Raw genomic sequence first — 16,666 nt, forward strand, 5'->3', positions numbered from 1 at the left:
AGCTCGGCATGGAGCTGGCATCCGCCGGGGGAGGGGAGCTGGCCATCATGGGGCCGGCATCGCTGGTATATTCATCCGGGTAATAGAAGCGCACCACATAGGCCAGGTCCCTGCTGCCGGCATTTTTCAGCGGCTTGGCGAAGAGGTCGAACTGGTAGCTGCGCTTGTCGGTGATGATGGTCATGTTGGTGTGCGCATCCTCGCTGAGGGCGCGGATGAAGAGGTGCGTATCGGCCGGAATAATCTGCCAGGAAACCAGGTCGCCCACGGAAATGGTGAGGATGCGCTCGTTGCGGTCGAACTCGATGTTGGACTGGTAGCCATAATGCGTGGTGATGGCATAGACTTCGTTGGGGTCGTAAATGAGGGTTTTGATGCGGCTGTCCGTCGTCATGGACTGGGCCTGCGCCCCCGAGGCAGCCATGGCCACGCCCGCTATCAGCAACCCTGTTCTCCCCATGCGCAGTATCGAACGGATCATCATTGTGCCGCACCAAACTCCTGATCGACCGTGTAGCTCGTGACCTTAAACCCGACAGGGTTAATATAACGTTGTTCCGCCGTCAGCTCCAGCGCCTGAAATTCATAGCTGACCCAGACGATGTAATCCACGGGGTCCTTGTTGATGACGGTGTCGCCTTCCAGCGTGACACGGATGCGAACCTGCGCGCTGTTGTCACCCGTGAACTGGAAGGAGCGCACGTTGATGACGCGCTTGATTTCCTGGCCGTAGAGATTGCTCGGGCTTTGGGGGTTGTTGCTGTTGAAGAGCTTCTTGTATTCCTCGGCGATCTTAGCCTCGCTCATCAGGCGCACGGTTTTGTAGTTTTCCGTATAAAGCGCGGCGTCGTAGGCTTCGCGGGCGCGGACATATTTGATGACGAAATATTGCGCCAACTCTTTCTGGCTTTCCAGTTCTTTGCGGGAAAGGGGCGTGACCACCTGGGTCATGCCGCTTTTCTCATCCACCTGAATCACGAACGGCTGAACCGATTTCAGCGGCGTGAGCAGGGAAACAGACAGGGCCGAAATCAATGTGGCGACCAGGCTGATGAGCGTGACAAGCGCCAGGATGTTTCGCTGAACCACCATGGCCTGATAGCGGTCGGCATACCAGTTCTTCTGGTCGCTCAGGTGCTTGCCCGGCGCCAGCATGTCCTGCGATGTGGTTTTCTTTTTAAATAAGCTCATCGGTATGCCTGCAACGGCCGGTATCCACCCAGCCAAAACACAAGATACTGCGTTCCACTATCCGATACAAGCCTTTCATGACGGATGTATGACACCATATGTTGTGTTATGGTGACCTAACCCGACCGCAGGATGCAAAAAACCCCGCCTGGCCATGCCATGACGGGGTTGTGCGCCTGCCAGTAAATGACTTAGGAAGAGGCTTTCTTGGCGGCGAAGTTGAAATTCCCGAAACGCTGGGAGAATTTCTCGACCTGGCCGGTTTTCTTGATGTTGAAGCCGCCGGTCCATGCGGAATGGGTTTTGGGGTCCACGTCCAGCTGCAGCGTGTCGCCTTCCTTGCCATAGGTGGAATGGGTATAATATTCAGTGCCATCGGTCATGATGACTTTGATCTTGTGGTAATCCGGATGGATGCCTTGTTTCATAACAGTCCCCAAAAAAAGAGCTTTGCTGCATAGCGCAAAGCCCTTTTACGTTCAAGTATTAATTAAGCTTTTAATGGATGGTGCGTTCGGCTTCCTGCTGAACCGGGTTGTAGGCGGCTGTAATGTTGTAGTTGCTGCCACCCAGTTCCACGCCCGGAATGGCTGCGCCATTGGCCTGGCTGATGGTGGAAATGGCCGTCACCAGGGCTTCCGAATGGGCCTGGGTGGAGAGTAACTGAAGGGTTTGCGGGTTGGCCGTGCGCAGAGAGGCGATGATCTCGTCGGTGCTCATAGCGCCGATGGCGGTCAGAATCTCCGTCTGGCGATCGCCGCCGACGGCGGTGAGGAAGCCATTGAGCTTTTCCGGTGCGAGGTTCAGCACAACCTTGGCCAGCGTAGTGGCATCCGCATTGCTGGCGGCAAGGGTGCTTACCACGTCGGCGCTGTTGCTCTCGTTGATCAGCTCGGCGATGGCGAAGAAGCCTTTTTCCTGCGTCAGCGATTCGTTGATGAAGCTGGTTATCGCCTCTGCCGGGATGGTGATATCGTTAATGCGGTTGCTCTCCAGCATGGCGGAGATCATGTAATTGGCGAATTGCTCGCCATTGGCCGCGCCGCGGGCTGTATCAAACACCTGTTGAAGCTGCTCGGCATTAAGCGGCGGTGTGTTGCCGCGGATGCTGCTGTCGATCATGGCGCCAAGCATGTAACCGGCAGCCTGCGGGCTGGTTTGCGATTGCTGGCGCATGAATTCCACCAGTTCGGCAATTTCATCCGGATCGATATCCTGCAGCATCTTGCGTGTGGCGCTGGTGATGAATTCGCCATTGGTCGGGTTGGCGGCAATCATGCTCTGGATTTCGGTATTGTTGAGTTGGTCGATGGTCTTGGTTTCGTCCAGGCCATCTGGAATGGTGAGATGTTCATTGTCGCGCAGCGCGGACAGAGCCTCATTGTCGAGGTTCATGCCGGTGCTGGTGGCTCCCTGCGTGGCGGCTGCAGATGCGCCTTCGCCACCCAGAACGCCGCCGAGGATGCGGTTGATGAGGCCAAGAATCGCATCCATGATGCGGTTCATGATGTTGCTCATCGTTTGCTGGTTGGTGGTAGCATTTTCGTTGTTTGTTTGCTCGGTACGAACTTGGGCTGCAATTTCAGGATCAATGTTGTTGGGCCAGTGAACGCCGCTCGGGTCAAAGAGTTTGGCATCCTTGCCAACCAGATGTTCGGCAATATCCTGCCAGTTTGGCGTAATGCTGCTGACTGCGGAGAAGACCTTAGCCGCATTTGGAGAGTTCGGCCCCCCCAGCAGGCCGATAACGGCGTTGTATTCCGGACCTTGTTGGTTGGTGGTAGCTTCCTGGAAGAAGACCATGTTTTCCAGAAAGGTTATCTGGGCCAGGTTGGCAATTTGCGCTTCGTTCAGGTCGGGATGCGCGGCGCGAAGTTTTTCCGAGAGGAATTCAACGGCGCGTTCCTGCCCATGTTCCTGATCCTCTGCGAAACGAAGGAAGGTCTCAAGCCTGTCTTGTGGGCTTAATGGGGTTTCGGCATTGGCCGTGCCGTAAGCAACGGCCTGCAGGCCTTCAATGGCCGATTTCACAATTTCATAATTGAATTCAGGCGTGCCCGGCGCAATGCTGGTTTCATGCGGTGCGCCATCCTGCCCCGTAACTGTGTGCGTAATCGGTTGTTGCAGTTGGAACTGGTAGACCGCTTCTACATAGGGGCGTCCGCGAATAACAAGGGGATTGCTCGTGTTGGACCAGCTTGTCAAAATACGGTTCAGTGCACTGCCGCCAAGGGTTTCTGAAGCTGCCGTGAGGTAACCCTTGTCTTGCTCGCTCATGCCATAGAGGTTTTCCAGGTTGCTGAATCCATTGCGTACCTGTTGGTCGACCGGAAAGTTATTATTTGCCGCCGGAATAACCTTGGTTGCAACCGTCGCTGCGCCTGCTGCCACGGTGAGGCCGCCTACAATCCAGGGAACTAAGGGAACCAAGGGAAGAAGGAAAGCTGGCATAGCATGATGCTCCTAATTACACTTAATTGTAAGGTAACACGCCTATGTGAAGTATTTATGAACCCTTTAACTTGGTGCAAATCTCGAGCGCCCGCGCATATGCGCCGCTCATCTGCCCTGCCCAGGGAACGGAAAGGTAATCCCCTGCGAAATGGATGGGGCCGAAGGGTTTTTGGAGATGGCTAACCGAATCTGCCGGCATAGGCCAGAAATGGGTGCATCCCTGCCAGGGATCGGTCTGCCAGTTCATATATAAGGAGTGATCAACCGAAGGCTTGTAGCCCAGCCATTCAGCGAGGATGGCAATGCCATGCTCCTGCATAGTCTGGTGAGCGGGTGGAAGCTCATCCCCGAAATGATGGTACAGCACCGTTATCGCCTGCAATTCCGGCGGGGCAAACAATATCCATTGAGGGTGATCCGCATGGATCAGGTAATGATTTCGCCAATGCGGGGGAAGCGGCTTTTCCAAAAGCAATACCAGTTTCTGAAGGGTGACTGGTATGAGGGATGCGAATATTTTCTGAGTGGTGTCGGGAAGCGTAGGTAAAAAGGTGATTTTTTGCTGCCTGATCACATTGGCGTTAACCGCAAGCACGACATGCTTTGCCCGGCATGGACCCTGGGCGGTTTGAACCAAGGCCCCATCGGCGGACCATTCAATATGCGACACGGGGCAATTCTGTTCGATCGCCAGGCCGTCCGCCCATCGGGTGATCAGTTTTTCCGCTCCGCCAGAAATATACTGTTCGTTATTGGTATCAATCTGGCCGGTGGTTGCCACGATGTCGCGCCGGGTCGCCTCGTAGGGGGTGATATAGCGCCTGTAGCCCTCCTCATCGAGCCATGCGCCATCCTGCCATACCATGAGGGTTGTATCGGTTGGTTCAAGCTTGCATCCGGCCTTTAGTGCATCTTCCCTGAGCGGGTTCACATCACCTGAGTGCAGCCAACTGGCTCCCAGATCGATTGGACAGTGATTGTGGTGGACGGTATGCACGCGTCCGCCGATTCGGCCGGTTGCTTCAAGCACGATGTAGGGGATGCCGGTGTCATGGCAATGGCGGGCTACAGTTAGGCCGGAAATTCCTGCGCCGATGATGGCGACATCGGTGATTGCCGGAAGCTTCATGATGGTTTGCGCGCCATGAAGGTGACGAAGTTCAGGCAGCTGAAGGGAAGGGTCACATCCACGAAGCCAGCCTGTTCGATCAACTGTTTGAGGGCGGATTCTTGGATGATGTGCATGTAGTCCTTGTATAGCTCGCTATGCAGGCCAAGGGAGGTAATGAGCAGGTCGTTGATGTTATGCGCCAGCTGATTGAGCTTTTCGTCGTCGCGCCAGGAGAATTCCTGCACCAGCAAAATGCCGCCCGGCTTCAGTGATGCGAAAGCGGAGGCCAACATTCGACTTTTCTGATCATCCCGGTATCCGGAAAGGATGTAGCCGAAGCGCGCGGCATCAAACAGGTTGGGCTGCACAAATTCGCCCATATTGGCCTTGATGTAGCCAACGCGTTCGCCCATCTCGGCAAAGCGCAGGCGGCTGATATCCAGCATGATATCGGACTGATCGATGAAGGTAATGGTAGAGTTTCTGATGCCATCCAGCAGGGATATGGAAGAAAAAGACGTAAGGCAGCCATATTCCACGACGTCGACAGTGCGTTGACTTTTTTCGCGTTTGACGAGTTCGCCCAGCAGCAATGCATTTTGCAGGGCGGGAGCGGGGACGAAGTTTTTCGCACGGACGTCATAAATGCTCATGAACTGCCGCAGGAAATTCAGCCTGGGTTCAAGCCCCTGTTTGCAGATTTCCTGATATGCCTGCTCATGCAGCGCATGAAGATCCTCGGCATTGTCGATGGTTTTGGCTGCGCCGAATTCGGACATAATGGTTCACCTTCCTTGGCGCAGCTTACCGTTCACAAGGTAAAAATTCTCCAAAGATTTGCCGGTGCAACAAAAACTTCACTTTCGCTTTCGGGGCGGCTTACCTATTTCTGGTTGCATGCATAAGTGTTCTTCCATTGTTGCAATGCTTGCCGCGCTGCTGGCGCTGGGCGGGTGCGCGCTGCCCGCGGGGCTGATGGGCAGCAGCGACAAGGGCAGTGCGAAGTCGCACGGGCCGACGATCCATGGGTATGGCGCCATTACGTTTGGGATGGATAAGAACCGGGCATTTGCCGCTATTGGCGGGCGGGGGCAGTTTCAGCGGGCCTCCAACGGCAAAAGCGATGTGCTGATTTACGATGATTATGTGGATTACGTGCCGGTGCGCGTGGTACAGTATTTCGACGACAAGGGCAAGGCGGGCAAGGCGGAAGCCTATGCCGGCGACGGACAGCGACCCATGCCGCTTTCGGACTGCCAGGGGCTGTTTCAGGCCATCTACGTCAAACTTCAGCATAATTACCAGGCGCCGGACTGGGCCCCGCGTGAGGAGGGCCGCCGGTACGGCCGCGGCGGCGTGCTGATGTACACGTTCGCCGACGGGTCGCACATTATTTTGAATTATGATTTCGTCACCCAAGGCATGTTTGCCGGTGAAACGGGGCTGTGCACGGTCAAGCTGGCGGTGTCGCCCTCCAGCGTGGGCGGCGGTGGCGGAGGCGACGACTAAGCCGCCCGCCGTTTTTCATGGCAAGCACTTTGTCTTCTTGTCACAAGATTGGGCGGGTTCTATGGTGCCGCCATGCCCGTTTTCGCCACCTGGAACATCAACTCCATCCGCCCACGTCTGGAGCATCTGAGCGACTGGCTGCGCCTGCGCCAGCCCGATGTGGTGATGCTGCAGGAAACCAAGGTGCTGAATGATGCATTCCCCCGGGAAGCGGTGGAGGATCTGGGCTATAATCTCGCCATTCATGGGCAGAAAACCTTCAACGGCGTGGCGATTCTTTCACGCGGGCCGCTGGAGGATGTGACGACGAGCCTTCCCGGAGAGCCGGAGGATGAACAGGCGCGTTACATCGAGGCGGTCACCACCCTGAACGGGCAGGTCTATCGCGTGTCGTCGGTCTATGTGCCGAACGGGCAGGAAGTGGGGAGTGACAAATTCGCCTACAAGCTCCGTTTCTTCGAGCGGCTTCGCCAGCATGCGGAGCGTGTGCTGCCGCAGAATGAGGCCTGGATCATGGGCGGCGATTACAATGTGGCGCCCGAACCCATCGATGTCTACGACCCGAAAGGCCTGGACGGCACGGTTTGCTTTCACCCGAGCGAGCGGGCGGGCTTTCGCGCGCTGCTTTATGGCGGCATGCGCAATGCTGTGCGTTGCATCCATGAAGAGGAGAGGATATATTCCTGGTGGGATTATCGTGAACGCGCATGGGAGCGAAACCACGGCCTGAACATCGACCATCTTCTTTTAAGCCCCGCTGCCGCCGACAGGCTGCGCGACGCCGGGGTGGACAAGGATGAACGGGCGAAGGACAAGCCTTCGGACCATGTGCCTGTATGGTGTGATGTGGCATGAAACTACCGCGGATGATGGCATTGGCAGTTGCGGTATGCTGGCCGGGGATAGCCCTGGCCGCGGGGGAATATGTGAACCCGTCTCTCGCCGCGCAGGTGGGAAATGCCAAGGCCGCCCGAATTCTGGAATTTCTCAACGAAGGGAAAGGCGATGCGCCACGCGTGAAAACGGTGGCGATACCGGTGGCCAAGCCTTCCCTTAATCCGTTGCCTTCCATTACCACGCCGGCTGCCAAGCCTGTTGTGCCTGCTCAGGCGGCGGCGGTAGAAGATGCACCCCCGATGAAACTTGCATCCCTGCCGGTTCCTGCAAAAAAACCCACCGCTCCCAAACGGGATAACAGCTACATCGCGTTTGATCCGGCCAAGGAGGCGCGCAATGCAAAAAAAGGCCCGCGTTTCGAGCTTTCCAGCGTTGCGCCCCGCATGCCCAAACCCGGCACGGTGAACGAGGCCAAGGTCATGCCGGTGCGGGTGGCGGCCTTGCCCGCACCCGTGGCCAAGCCGGAGCGCAGCGTGAAGACGGCGAATGACCTGCCCCCCGCGCTGCCGGTTATTCCGGATAATGCGGCGAAGAAAGAGGTTGCCTCGAAAAGCAAAGTGGAACAGGCGTTTGATAATGTGGAGCCGGTGCTGGCCAATGCCACGCTGGTGCCGGTGCAGGGAGGCTCCGCCCTTATGCCGCCGTCGCTGCCGGTGAAGGAAGCGCGCGCGGCCATGCCGGATGTGAAGGATGTGCCGAATCAACAACTGGCTTCCAACGCGCCGGATGCGGAAATTCAGCAACTAGCCGCTATCGCGCCTGCCGCCGGTGTGGCCGAGCGCGATGCGCCCATGCAGATGGCATCGGTGGCCAAGCCGAGCATGCCGGTTCAGGTGGCCGGGCAATTCACCCGTAACGTGGTGGACCGCAGCCCGGTGGATCGTCAAAGCTCCGCTGTGATTGCCGATGGCAAGCTGATGTTTTTCAGCGAGGTGCAGGGCATGGGCGGCAAAAGCCTGCTGCATCGCTGGAAAGTGAACGGCAAGGTGGTGGAAGAGCGCCGCTTCCCCGTGGCCTCGAATGAATGGCGCACCTGGTCGCAGCTTTGGCTCAAGCCGAATTATGTGGGCACCATCACGGTGGAAATGCTGAGCGACGGCAAGGTGGTCGGGTCCGAGTCCATCGAGGTGAAATCCTAGACCATGGCGGATGTCACCCTTGTCGATATCGCCAGTGCGCTGCCGGATGCCATCATTGATATACGTTATGCGACAGATGATAATTTCACCGGCAAGCCTGTTTATGCGAAGCCGCGCGCATTGCTGCATCCGGCGGCGATGGAAAAGCTCGTCACGGCGGCGGAAATCGCGCGGCGTTTGGGCTATCGCTTAAGGATTTTCGACGCGTTCCGCCCGGCGGAAGCGCAGCAAAAACTGTGGAACCACACGCCCGACCCGGATTTTCTCTGTCCGCCGGATATCGGCTCGCCGCATTCGCGCGGGGTGGCGGTGGACCTGACGCTGGTGGACGGGCAGGGTAACGACCTGGATATGGGCACGGGGTTCGATGCCTTCACCCCGCTTTCACACCATGGCAATGACGGGGTGAGCCTGGAAGCGCAGAAAAACCGTCTGCTGTTGATGGGAATGATGACCACGGCGGGCTGGGATTTTTACCGGAACGAGTGGTGGCATTATCAGTTGTTCAACAGCCGCCGGGATTATGTGGTGCTGAGCGATGCGGACGCCCAGACGGGTATGATGTGATATTTTTAACGATTGTTAACCATTTGGGCGTAGCGTGGGGAGATAAGGTGGGCCCATGCTGTGCATGGTGAACCGCCGCGAGCGGCTATCGCCGGAGGGAATGAATGTCGGTCATCAATAATGCACTTTCAGGGCTGGATGTTTCGCAGACTCGCCTGAATGTCAGCGCCAATAACACAGCCAATGCGCTTTCCACCTATGGTGAGGATGATGCGGGCAAACCCGTGAATGCGCCCTATCAGCCGCAGGATGTGTTGAGCCAGTCGCTTCAGCAGGGCGGTGCGCGCCCGGTGACGCTGCTTTCCGAACCGGCCTCGGTTCAGCTTTATGACCCTAGCAGCAGCGTGGCGGATGAAAACGGCCTCGTGAATTACCCCAATGTGAGCCAGGAAGACGAGGTGGTGAACCGCCTGCTGGCCGCACAGGCCTATAAGGCCAATCTGTCGGTCATCAAAACCGATCAGGATACGTCCAAGGCATTGCTGGATATTTCCGTTTCCTAACAACCTATCGATATGTTCTACGCGGCCTTTGCGCGTGCTTTCAGCCAGGTTTCAAACCGGTCGAGCGCCTTGGCATGGTTCGGGCGCATCAGCGTTTCGTGCTCGGGCAGGGTAAGCCAGCGGCATTCCTGGGTTTTACCGTGGGTGGCATCGGGCGCTGAAAAGCGGTGCCCGGCATGCAGTTCGGTGAAGAAAAGGGCCATGTCCTTGGGCTCGCGCGTGGTGGCGGAAAAGAAACGGTGCACACCAAAGGCGTAGATAGGGTTGGTGACGGATTCCGGCTTGAGGCCCAGTTCCTCTTCTGCCTCGCGCAGGGCGGTGACGTAGAGGGCCTCGGCATCGTCGCTTTCCTTGAGCGGCAGGTCCTCCTGCCGGATGTCGCGCCATTGCCCGTTATCCAGCATCATGCGCGTGCCCTTGCCTATCTGGAAGTCAGGCGGAGGGAGGTCCGGCTTGCGGGCCTGCGGGCGGGCGACGTAAAATTGCATGGCGCCGTTTTTTGCATAGTTGAAAGGCACCAGGCCCGCCAGGTAGCTCTGACGTTCGGGGATTTCCATCAAATCTCCCGGAATGGCTAAAAACCGGGGGATATGAATACGGTAACGCGGGTCGTTCGGTTCGGTCATAAAAACATGTTGGCAAGAACACCGGCTAACAGCCCGACTGCAGGAAACATGCCAGTCAGGCCGTTCTGGCGAAAGAGCATAGCGCAGAGATAGGATTTGTCCTCATCCAGATTTTCCATCTGCCACAGGAGGTGCGCGGCAAACCCGGCAGCCCCCGTGAGGCCGCAAAGCATGATGTTGCCCTGAGTGCCGATGGAGATGCCCGCAAACAGCCCGATGACCGCCAGGCAATAGCCGAAGGCCACAAGGATGCGCACACGGCGTTTGGCCCACAGCGCGGTGGAATGGATGCCGACCTTGGCATCGTCCTTTTTATCCTGACACGCGTAGATGGTATCGTATCCCAGGGTCCAGAATGTGTTGGCCAGATAGAGCATCCAGACGCCAAAGCCCGCCTCGCCATGCCCCGCCAGCGCCCCAATGGGCACGGCCATGCTGAAGGTGAGGCCGAGCCATAGCTGAGGCCAGGCGAAAAACCGTTTCATATAGGGATAGATGGCGGCCATGCAGGCGGCCAGCGCGCAGAAGATCCAGGTCTGCCAGGGCAATAACAGCATCAGAACGGCCGCTACGCTACCCAGAAAATACATAAGCCTGCGGGCCGCGGCCGGGGTGATTTCACCACTGGCCAGGGGGCGATCCCTGGTGCGTTCCACACGCATGTCGATTTCGCGGTCGGCCAGGTCGTTCATGATGCACCCGGCGCTGCGCGCCAGAAAGGCGCCCACCATCATGATGGCGGTGGTGATGCCGAGCTGGGCGGCGTTGATGCCCTGCGGCGCAAGGTAAAGCCCCCAGAGGCCCGGCCACATGGCGAGCAGGGCACCCACAGGCTGATGCAGCCGCATGAGTCGCGCATAAGGGTGCCAGCGCATAGGCAAAAACAATATCCAGCTATTCTGCTCCGCCATATCGCTACCCTGCCGGGGGACTGTTTTCTTACTGTCCCCGCATGATAAAATGGTTATAAAACCCCCTATGCAAACTGCAACTGACAATAGCGATGTTCCGCTTCATCAACTACCCAGATTGTTCGTGGCGAATGATCTGCTAGAGGGAGAGACGGTTGCGCTGGAAGAGGCCCAGGCGCATTACCTGATCCGTGTGATGCGGCGCACGGTGGGTGAGAAGCTCGTGATGTTCAACGGGCACGACGGCGAATGGCTGGCTCGCATCGCCGAGGTCGGCAAGCGCGATGCGCGGGTGGAGCTACTGCAGCGGCTGCGCGCGCAGCAGGCGGGGCCGGATATCTGGCTGATGTTTGCCCCCCTCAAGCACGGGCATATGGACTTTCTGGTGGAAAAAGCGACCGAACTGGGCGCAGCGCGGCTGATGCCGGTGCTGACGCGGCGGAGTATCGTCAACCGCGTGAATGATGAAAAAATGCGCAAGCATGCCGTGGAGGCCGCCGAGCAGTCCGAACGGCTGGATGTGCCGGATATTGAGGCGTTGCAGCCGCTGGAGCATTACCTGGCCAACTGGCCGCAGGAACGGCTGCTGGTGTTTGCCGACGAAGGCGGCGGCACGCCGATTGCCGCCCTGGCGGGCAGCATCGCCAGCGCGGTGCCGCTGGCCCTGCTGATCGGGCCGGAAGGGGGATTCACGCAGGAGGAGCGCACGCGGCTGCATGGATTGCCGCAGGTGAAACCGGCAGCGCTCGGCCCGCGCATCCTGCGGGCGGACACGGCAGCGCTGGCGGCGCTGGCCTGCCTTCAGGCCATCTGGGGAGATGGCGCCGGGGTGCCGGAGCTTCGGTCGGTTGCGCCTTAGAAGCCTTAGAAATGGGCATAGCGTGATGAACATCTTGTAAGCTGGCGCGAAGCCACCTATTTTCCACCTCCGTGCCGCAAGGCCACCACGATAAGGGACCGCCCGATGACCACACGCACCCTGATGCAGCAGATTCGCCAGCTGGTGGATGAACGCGGCGAGGAACTGGAGGGCTGGTTTGCCGAGCGGGCCAAGGAAACCCCCTATCTCTTCACCAATTCCGTGGATGTGCGTTACAGCGGGGATAAGCTGGTGCCGGTGGATACCAACCTGTATCCGGCGGGGTTCAACAACCTGACCGGCCGTTCACGCCTGAAGGCGGTGGAGGCGATTGCCAGGCAGTTTCCCACACCTCAAAAACTGCTGATTCTGCCGGAAGAGCATACTCGCAACCTTAAGTATCTGGATTCACTGGCGATTCTTGCCGATTTGCTGAGCAAGGCCGGGCATGAGGTGGTGATTGGCCAGCTGGACCTGGAAAGCCGGGAATCCATGGCGCTGGAATCGGCCTCGGGCATGGAGATTATGCAGCAGCCGCTGAAGCTGGAGCATAAGAAGCTGCAGACGCTGGACGGGTTCGTGCCGGACCAGATCATCCTCAATAATGATTTCACCTCGCCGCCGCCGAACTGGATCATCTGCCTGGCGCAGCCGGTGCTGCCACCCGCCACGCTTGGGTGGTATCGCCGCCGCAAGTCGGAGCATTTCCGCGCTTATAACCTGCTGGCTGAGCAGTTCTCCAGTGCCTTCGGCATGCATGCCGCACGGCTGACCTCGCTTTACAGCGTGGCCGAAGGTGTGGACTTCATGGAAATGACGGGGCTTGAGCCGTTGGCGTTGCAGGTGGAAGCGCTGATTCAGAAGCTGAAGGAACAATACAAGGCCGAGGGCATTGCAGGTGATCCGTTCGTGTTCATCAAATCCGACAACGGGACCTACGGCATGGGCATCATGACCGCGCGATCGGGCGAGGAGGTGATGAGCATGAACCGCAAGGTGCGCAAGAAAATGCATGCCATCAAGGGCGGTGTGGTGAACAGCACCGTGGTGATTCAGGAAGGCATTCCGACGATTGACCGCATCAACAACCATGTGGCGGAGCCGATGGTCTATGTGCTGGGCGGCGTGCCGGTGGGCGGCGCCTACCGCGTGCATGAGGATAAGGACGACAGGGACAGCCTGAATGCGGTGGGCATGCGCTTCGTGCCGCTTTGCTGCGAGCCGGGGCAGCGGGATATTCCGGAACATTGCGATTTCAAAGTGCTTGGCGTCATTTCGCGGCTGGCGGCACTGGCCGTTGCGCGCGAGGAATATGTGCATACGGAAGTAGCCTGCGCGGCTAACGAATCCGTCGCTTTATCCCTCTAAATAGGAATTCAGGCAGCTGTTGAGCGCATCCAGCGCCGCATGTACTGCGGCCATGCGGATGATGTGGCGCGTGCCGGTGAAGAGGAAACGCCCTGCCTCGCTGTGTTTGCCGCGAATGGCCACGCCGATATAGACCAGGCCGACGGGCTTCAATTCGCTGCCGCCGCTTGGGCCGGCGATGCCGGTGACGGACAGGGCGATATCCGCCGGGGAATGTTTCAGCACGCCTTCGGCCATGGCCAGCGCCGTGGCCTCGCTGACCGCGCCGCTGGTCTGCAGCGTGAGTTCCTGCACGCCGAGCAGTTGCTGCTTGGCCAGGTTGCTGTAGGTGATGAAGCCGCGCTCAAACACGTCCGACGAGCCGGGGATCTCGGTCATGAGGGCGGAGAGAAGCCCGCCGGTGCAGGATTCCGCCAGGCCAAGCTTGAGGTGATGGCGGCGGAAACGGTCCTGAAGATCGGCCGTTTTCTGGATGTAAAGTCTATCCCACATAGCCGATGATACCCCCTGTAAAAAGCTGGTGGCCATGCCAGGCCAGCCAGATGAATTGCAGCAGCGCCAATGTCACGATGCCCATGATGGCGGCGACGATGTCGTCGAACATCACGCCCCATGCGCCCTTGATGTGCCGGTCGGCCCAGCCTACAGGGCCGGGCTTGGTGATGTCAAACAGGCGAAAGAGGATGAAGGCCGTTACCATGCCGAGCACGGTTGGCGGTACGAAGGCCAGCAGGAGCCATTGGCCCGCTACTTCGTCGATGACGATTTCGGAAGGGTCGGTATCCTCGCCCTGGCCGATTCTTTTTTTAGCATTCAGGTAGATATGAGAAGCCCAGGTGCCGGATGCGGTGGCCTTGGCGCTGGCGGCCAGCAACACGATGGCACCGCCCAATGGGCCTGCAATCTCATGGCCGAGCAGCAGCATGGCCATGCCGGGGATAAGGGCGGCGAGAGAGGCAATGGTGCCCTGGCCTTTGCCCAGCAAACCCAGCCCCAGTACGGTGCCGATAAGGGTGGCGGGATGGCGGAAGGGCAGGGCGGGAGTCATGCATCCACTCATCATGCATCTACCTGGGCAGGCAGGGCAATGGTGACGGTGGCCATGGCCATGGCGCCTTCGCCACGGCCAAGGAAGCCGAGCTTTTCCGTGGTGGTGGCTTTCAGACCGATGCGGGTTTGCGGCAGGCCGGTGATGCGGGAGAGGCTTTCGAGAATCGGCTGGCGATGGGGCGATAGGCGCGGGGCTTCGCCCATCAGGGTGATGTCGATGTGGGTGAGTTTGCCGCCGCGGGCTTTCAGCAGGTGCAGCGCATGTTCGACGAACTGGGCGGAGGCGGCGTTTTTCCATTTGGCGTCCGACGGGGGGAAATGCATGCCGATATCGCCTTCGCCCAAGGCGCCGAGCAGGGCATCGGTCAAGGCGTGCAACAGCACGTCGGCATCCGAATGGCCTGCGAGCGCGAGGGGGGAGGGGATTTCCGCGCCGCCAAGCATGAGGGGGCGGGTTGCGTCCTCCACCAGCGGATGCACATCCACGCCGTGGCCCGTACGGTATTCCAGGGGGCGGTATTCCCATTGGGGAGAAAGCCATTGTTCGGCCTGCATCCTGTCCTCCGGCACGGTGATTTTGATGTTGCGGGCGTCGCCTTCCACCAGGGCGGTGTCCACGCCGATTTTTTCCATCAGGGCGGCGTCGTCGCTGAGGTTCTGCCCGGCTAGGCGGGTGTGGGCGTCGTAAATAGCGGAAAAGGCGAAGCCCTGCGGGGTCTGGGCGCGGTAGAGGCCTTCGCGGGCTACGGCTCCGGTGACCAGGCCGCCTTTGCCCTGTTTCAGGCTGTCGGCCACGGCGATGGCGGGGATGACGGACAGGTTCTCGCCCAATGCTCCCAGCACACGGTCGAACAGGGCTGGGCTGGCCAGTGGGCGGGCGGCGTCATGCACCAGCACGTGGGTGGGGTTCAGTGGGACGAGGGCTTCCAGCCCGGCTTTGACGGAGGCCTGGCGGGTGTCGCCACCTTCCGCCCAGAGGATGTTGATGCCGGTTTCTTTCGCTATTTCAATGGTTTTTTGTTTCCATTCGGCGTGGGTGACGACCATGATCTGCGAGGCTTTGCCCCAACGGTGGACGCTTTCCAGCGTTTGCTGGAGCATGGGTTTGCCCGCAAGCGGCTGAAATTGCTTGGGGATGTTGCCGCCCATGCGCTCGCCGCTGCCGCCAGCTACCAGGATGACGGCTGCCGATGACGGATATGTGTCATGCTTGTTTGAGGGACGCATTTGATCTATATGGCGCTGAAACTATCCTGCCGCTTTTATCACGCTTTGCCTTGGCGGCAATGAGGAAACCAAATGTCCGGCTACGATGAATCCATGCCCGCAAGGGTGCAGCATGAGGGGCCGCTGCCTTCGCCGGTGGCGCTGAAGCCGTTGCGCATTGCGCATATCGACGTGCCAAACCCGGTGCTGCTGGCCCCGATGACGGGGGTGAGCGACCTGCCGTTTCGCAAGCTGGCCAAACGCTTTGGCGTGGGCATGGTGGTGTCGGAAATGATTGCCAGCCGCGCGATGGTGATGGAAGCGCGCAACGCCATGCAAAAGGCGATGAATGTACCGGCGGAATACCCGATGTCCGTCCAGCTGGCGGGTTGCGACCCCGAGGTGATGGCCGAGGCGGCCAAGCTGAACGAGGATATGGGGGCCACGCTGATCGACATCAATTTCGGTTGCCCGGTGAAGAAGGTGGTGAATGGCGATGCGGGCTCCGCCCTGATGCGCAACGAACCGCTGGCGGCGGCCATTCTGGAAGCAGTGACGAAGGCTGTGAAGATTCCCGTGACGCTGAAGATGCGCATGGGGTGGGACGAAAAATCCCTCAATGCACCTAAGCTGGCGAAAATCGCCGAGGATACGGGCATCCAGATGCTGACCATTCACGGGCGCACGCGTTGCCAGTTCTATAAAGGGCAGGCGGACTGGGGTTTTATCCGCAAGGTGAAGGATGCGGTGAATATTCCGGTGATCGCCAATGGCGACATCACGACCGTGCAGGATGTGGCGAATGCGGTGGCGCTTTCCGGCGCGGACGGGGTGATGATCGGCCGTGGCTCCTACGGGCGGCCCTGGTTCCCCGGGCAGATGGCCGAGTGGCTGCAGACAGGGAGCATCCCCGCCGAGCCGACGCTGGAAGAGCAGATGGGCATCGTGCTCGGCCATTATCAGGAAATGATCGATTTTTACGGGGAAGAAGCGGGCATCCGCATCGCCCGCAAGCATGTGGGCTGGTACACGTCGGGCCTGCATTCCTCGGCGGAATTCCGTCATCGTTTCAATGCGTTGATCAAGGCATCCGATGCGCTGGATGCCATACGCGGCTTTTACAGCCCCCTTGTTGAAGCTGGTATTGTCCGCAATATTCACTAGTTATATTGGCTCGCTCTGCTCGCTATTACGCGCCCATTAGGGCGCGGGCCCTCAATGGGCCAGTCGCTTCGCTCCGCCTTTTGCTGGCTCGCTCTGCTCGCTATTACGCGC

Annotated in this window: 19 protein-coding genes; 8 read left to right on the forward strand and 11 right to left on the reverse strand. The window is 59.0% G+C overall.

All coding sequences use genetic code 11. The features are described 5' to 3' along the window. The 6 genes from GC177_10785 to GC177_10810 all read right to left on the reverse strand — a co-directional run. The coding region (locus GC177_10785) for a hypothetical protein (protein MBI1276435.1) at positions 1 to 484 on the reverse strand (484 nt) is incomplete at its 3' end. Continuing rightward, entirely contained in the window at positions 481 to 1,191 is a 711-nt protein-coding gene (locus GC177_10790) for a hypothetical protein (GenBank protein MBI1276436.1), read from the reverse strand. The genes GC177_10785 and GC177_10790, both read right to left, overlap by 4 nt. Positions 1,192 to 1,382: 191 nt before the next feature. Beyond that, positions 1,383 to 1,619 carry a 50S ribosomal protein L31 gene (locus GC177_10795; GenBank protein ID MBI1276437.1) on the reverse strand — a complete coding sequence of 79 codons (237 nt, stop codon included), beginning with the start codon at positions 1,617 to 1,619 and terminating at the stop codon, positions 1,383 to 1,385. A 70-nt stretch (positions 1,620 to 1,689) separates the two neighbouring features. After that, entirely contained in the window at positions 1,690 to 3,582 is a 1,893-nt protein-coding gene (locus GC177_10800) for a hypothetical protein (GenBank protein MBI1276438.1), read from the reverse strand. A gap of 115 nt (positions 3,583 to 3,697) precedes the next feature. Next, entirely contained in the window at positions 3,698 to 4,774 is a 1,077-nt protein-coding gene (locus GC177_10805; GenBank protein MBI1276439.1) for an NAD(P)-binding protein, read from the reverse strand. After that, on the reverse strand, positions 4,771 to 5,535 hold the full coding sequence (locus GC177_10810; GenBank protein ID MBI1276440.1) for a methyltransferase domain-containing protein: 765 nt from the start codon (positions 5,533 to 5,535) through the stop codon (positions 4,771 to 4,773). Before GC177_10810 ends, GC177_10805 begins: the two co-directional genes overlap by 4 nt. A gap of 118 nt (positions 5,536 to 5,653) precedes the next feature. On the opposite strand from GC177_10810, the gene GC177_10815 reads away from it, so the two are divergent. From GC177_10815 to GC177_10835, 5 genes are all read left to right on the forward strand, one after another. Continuing rightward, complete coding sequence (locus GC177_10815; protein ID MBI1276441.1) at positions 5,654 to 6,265, forward strand: hypothetical protein; 612 nt, start codon at positions 5,654 to 5,656, stop codon at positions 6,263 to 6,265. A 72-nt stretch (positions 6,266 to 6,337) separates the two neighbouring features. Beyond that, positions 6,338 to 7,120, forward strand: coding sequence for an exodeoxyribonuclease III (xth, locus tag GC177_10820; GenBank protein ID MBI1276442.1), 783 nt, complete (start codon positions 6,338 to 6,340; stop codon positions 7,118 to 7,120). Next, positions 7,117 to 8,301, forward strand: coding sequence for a DUF2914 domain-containing protein (locus tag GC177_10825; GenBank protein MBI1276443.1), 1,185 nt, complete (start codon positions 7,117 to 7,119; stop codon positions 8,299 to 8,301). Before xth ends, GC177_10825 begins: the two co-directional genes overlap by 4 nt. A gap of 3 nt (positions 8,302 to 8,304) precedes the next feature. Beyond that, positions 8,305 to 8,868 carry a D-alanyl-D-alanine dipeptidase gene (ddpX, locus tag GC177_10830; protein MBI1276444.1) on the forward strand — a complete coding sequence of 188 codons (564 nt, stop codon included), beginning with the start codon at positions 8,305 to 8,307 and terminating at the stop codon, positions 8,866 to 8,868. A gap of 104 nt (positions 8,869 to 8,972) precedes the next feature. Further along, a complete protein-coding gene (locus GC177_10835; GenBank protein MBI1276445.1) occupies positions 8,973 to 9,371 on the forward strand; it encodes a hypothetical protein in 399 nt (132 codons plus the stop codon). A gap of 17 nt (positions 9,372 to 9,388) precedes the next feature. On the opposite strand, the gene GC177_10840 is transcribed toward GC177_10835, so the two are convergent. After that, entirely contained in the window at positions 9,389 to 9,997 is a 609-nt protein-coding gene (locus tag GC177_10840; protein ID MBI1276446.1) for an NUDIX domain-containing protein, read from the reverse strand. Continuing rightward, positions 9,994 to 10,908: a 4-hydroxybenzoate octaprenyltransferase gene (locus GC177_10845; GenBank protein ID MBI1276447.1), complete on the reverse strand. Its 915-nt coding sequence runs from the start codon at positions 10,906 to 10,908 to the stop codon at positions 9,994 to 9,996. Before GC177_10845 ends, GC177_10840 begins: the two co-directional genes overlap by 4 nt. Before the next feature lie 67 nt (positions 10,909 to 10,975). Between GC177_10845 and GC177_10850 the strand changes: the two genes are divergently transcribed. Beyond that, complete coding sequence (locus GC177_10850) at positions 10,976 to 11,767, forward strand: 16S rRNA (uracil(1498)-N(3))-methyltransferase (protein ID MBI1276448.1); 792 nt, start codon at positions 10,976 to 10,978, stop codon at positions 11,765 to 11,767. A gap of 105 nt (positions 11,768 to 11,872) precedes the next feature. Further along, positions 11,873 to 13,135, forward strand: a complete 1,263-nt coding sequence (gshA, locus tag GC177_10855; protein MBI1276449.1) for a glutamate--cysteine ligase — start codon at positions 11,873 to 11,875, stop codon at positions 13,133 to 13,135. On the opposite strand, the gene GC177_10860 is transcribed toward gshA, so the two are convergent. The 3 genes from GC177_10860 to ispD are packed head-to-tail and all read right to left on the reverse strand — an operon-like array spanning position 13,124 to position 15,412. Next, positions 13,124 to 13,627 (reverse strand): nicotinamide-nucleotide amidohydrolase family protein, encoded by a 504-nt coding sequence (locus GC177_10860; protein ID MBI1276450.1) that lies wholly within the window; start codon positions 13,625 to 13,627, stop codon positions 13,124 to 13,126. The genes gshA and GC177_10860 overlap by 12 nt on opposite strands. Further along, the gene (locus tag GC177_10865) at positions 13,617 to 14,183 is read right to left on the reverse strand and encodes a phosphatidylglycerophosphatase A (GenBank protein ID MBI1276451.1); all 567 of its coding nucleotides are present in this window, start codon (positions 14,181 to 14,183) and stop codon (positions 13,617 to 13,619) included. Before GC177_10865 ends, GC177_10860 begins: the two co-directional genes overlap by 11 nt. Positions 14,184 to 14,194: 11 nt before the next feature. Continuing rightward, entirely contained in the window at positions 14,195 to 15,412 is a 1,218-nt protein-coding gene (gene ispD, locus GC177_10870; GenBank protein ID MBI1276452.1) for a 2-C-methyl-D-erythritol 4-phosphate cytidylyltransferase, read from the reverse strand. A 93-nt stretch (positions 15,413 to 15,505) separates the two neighbouring features. Between ispD and dusB the strand changes: the two genes are divergently transcribed. Then, entirely contained in the window at positions 15,506 to 16,555 is a 1,050-nt protein-coding gene (gene dusB / locus GC177_10875; GenBank protein ID MBI1276453.1) for a tRNA dihydrouridine synthase DusB, read from the forward strand. The last annotated feature ends 111 nt before the right edge of the window (positions 16,556 to 16,666 follow it).

Source organism: bacterium, assembly GCA_016124905.1.
Lineage (GTDB): Bacteria > Pseudomonadota > Alphaproteobacteria > Rickettsiales > RI-342 > RI-342.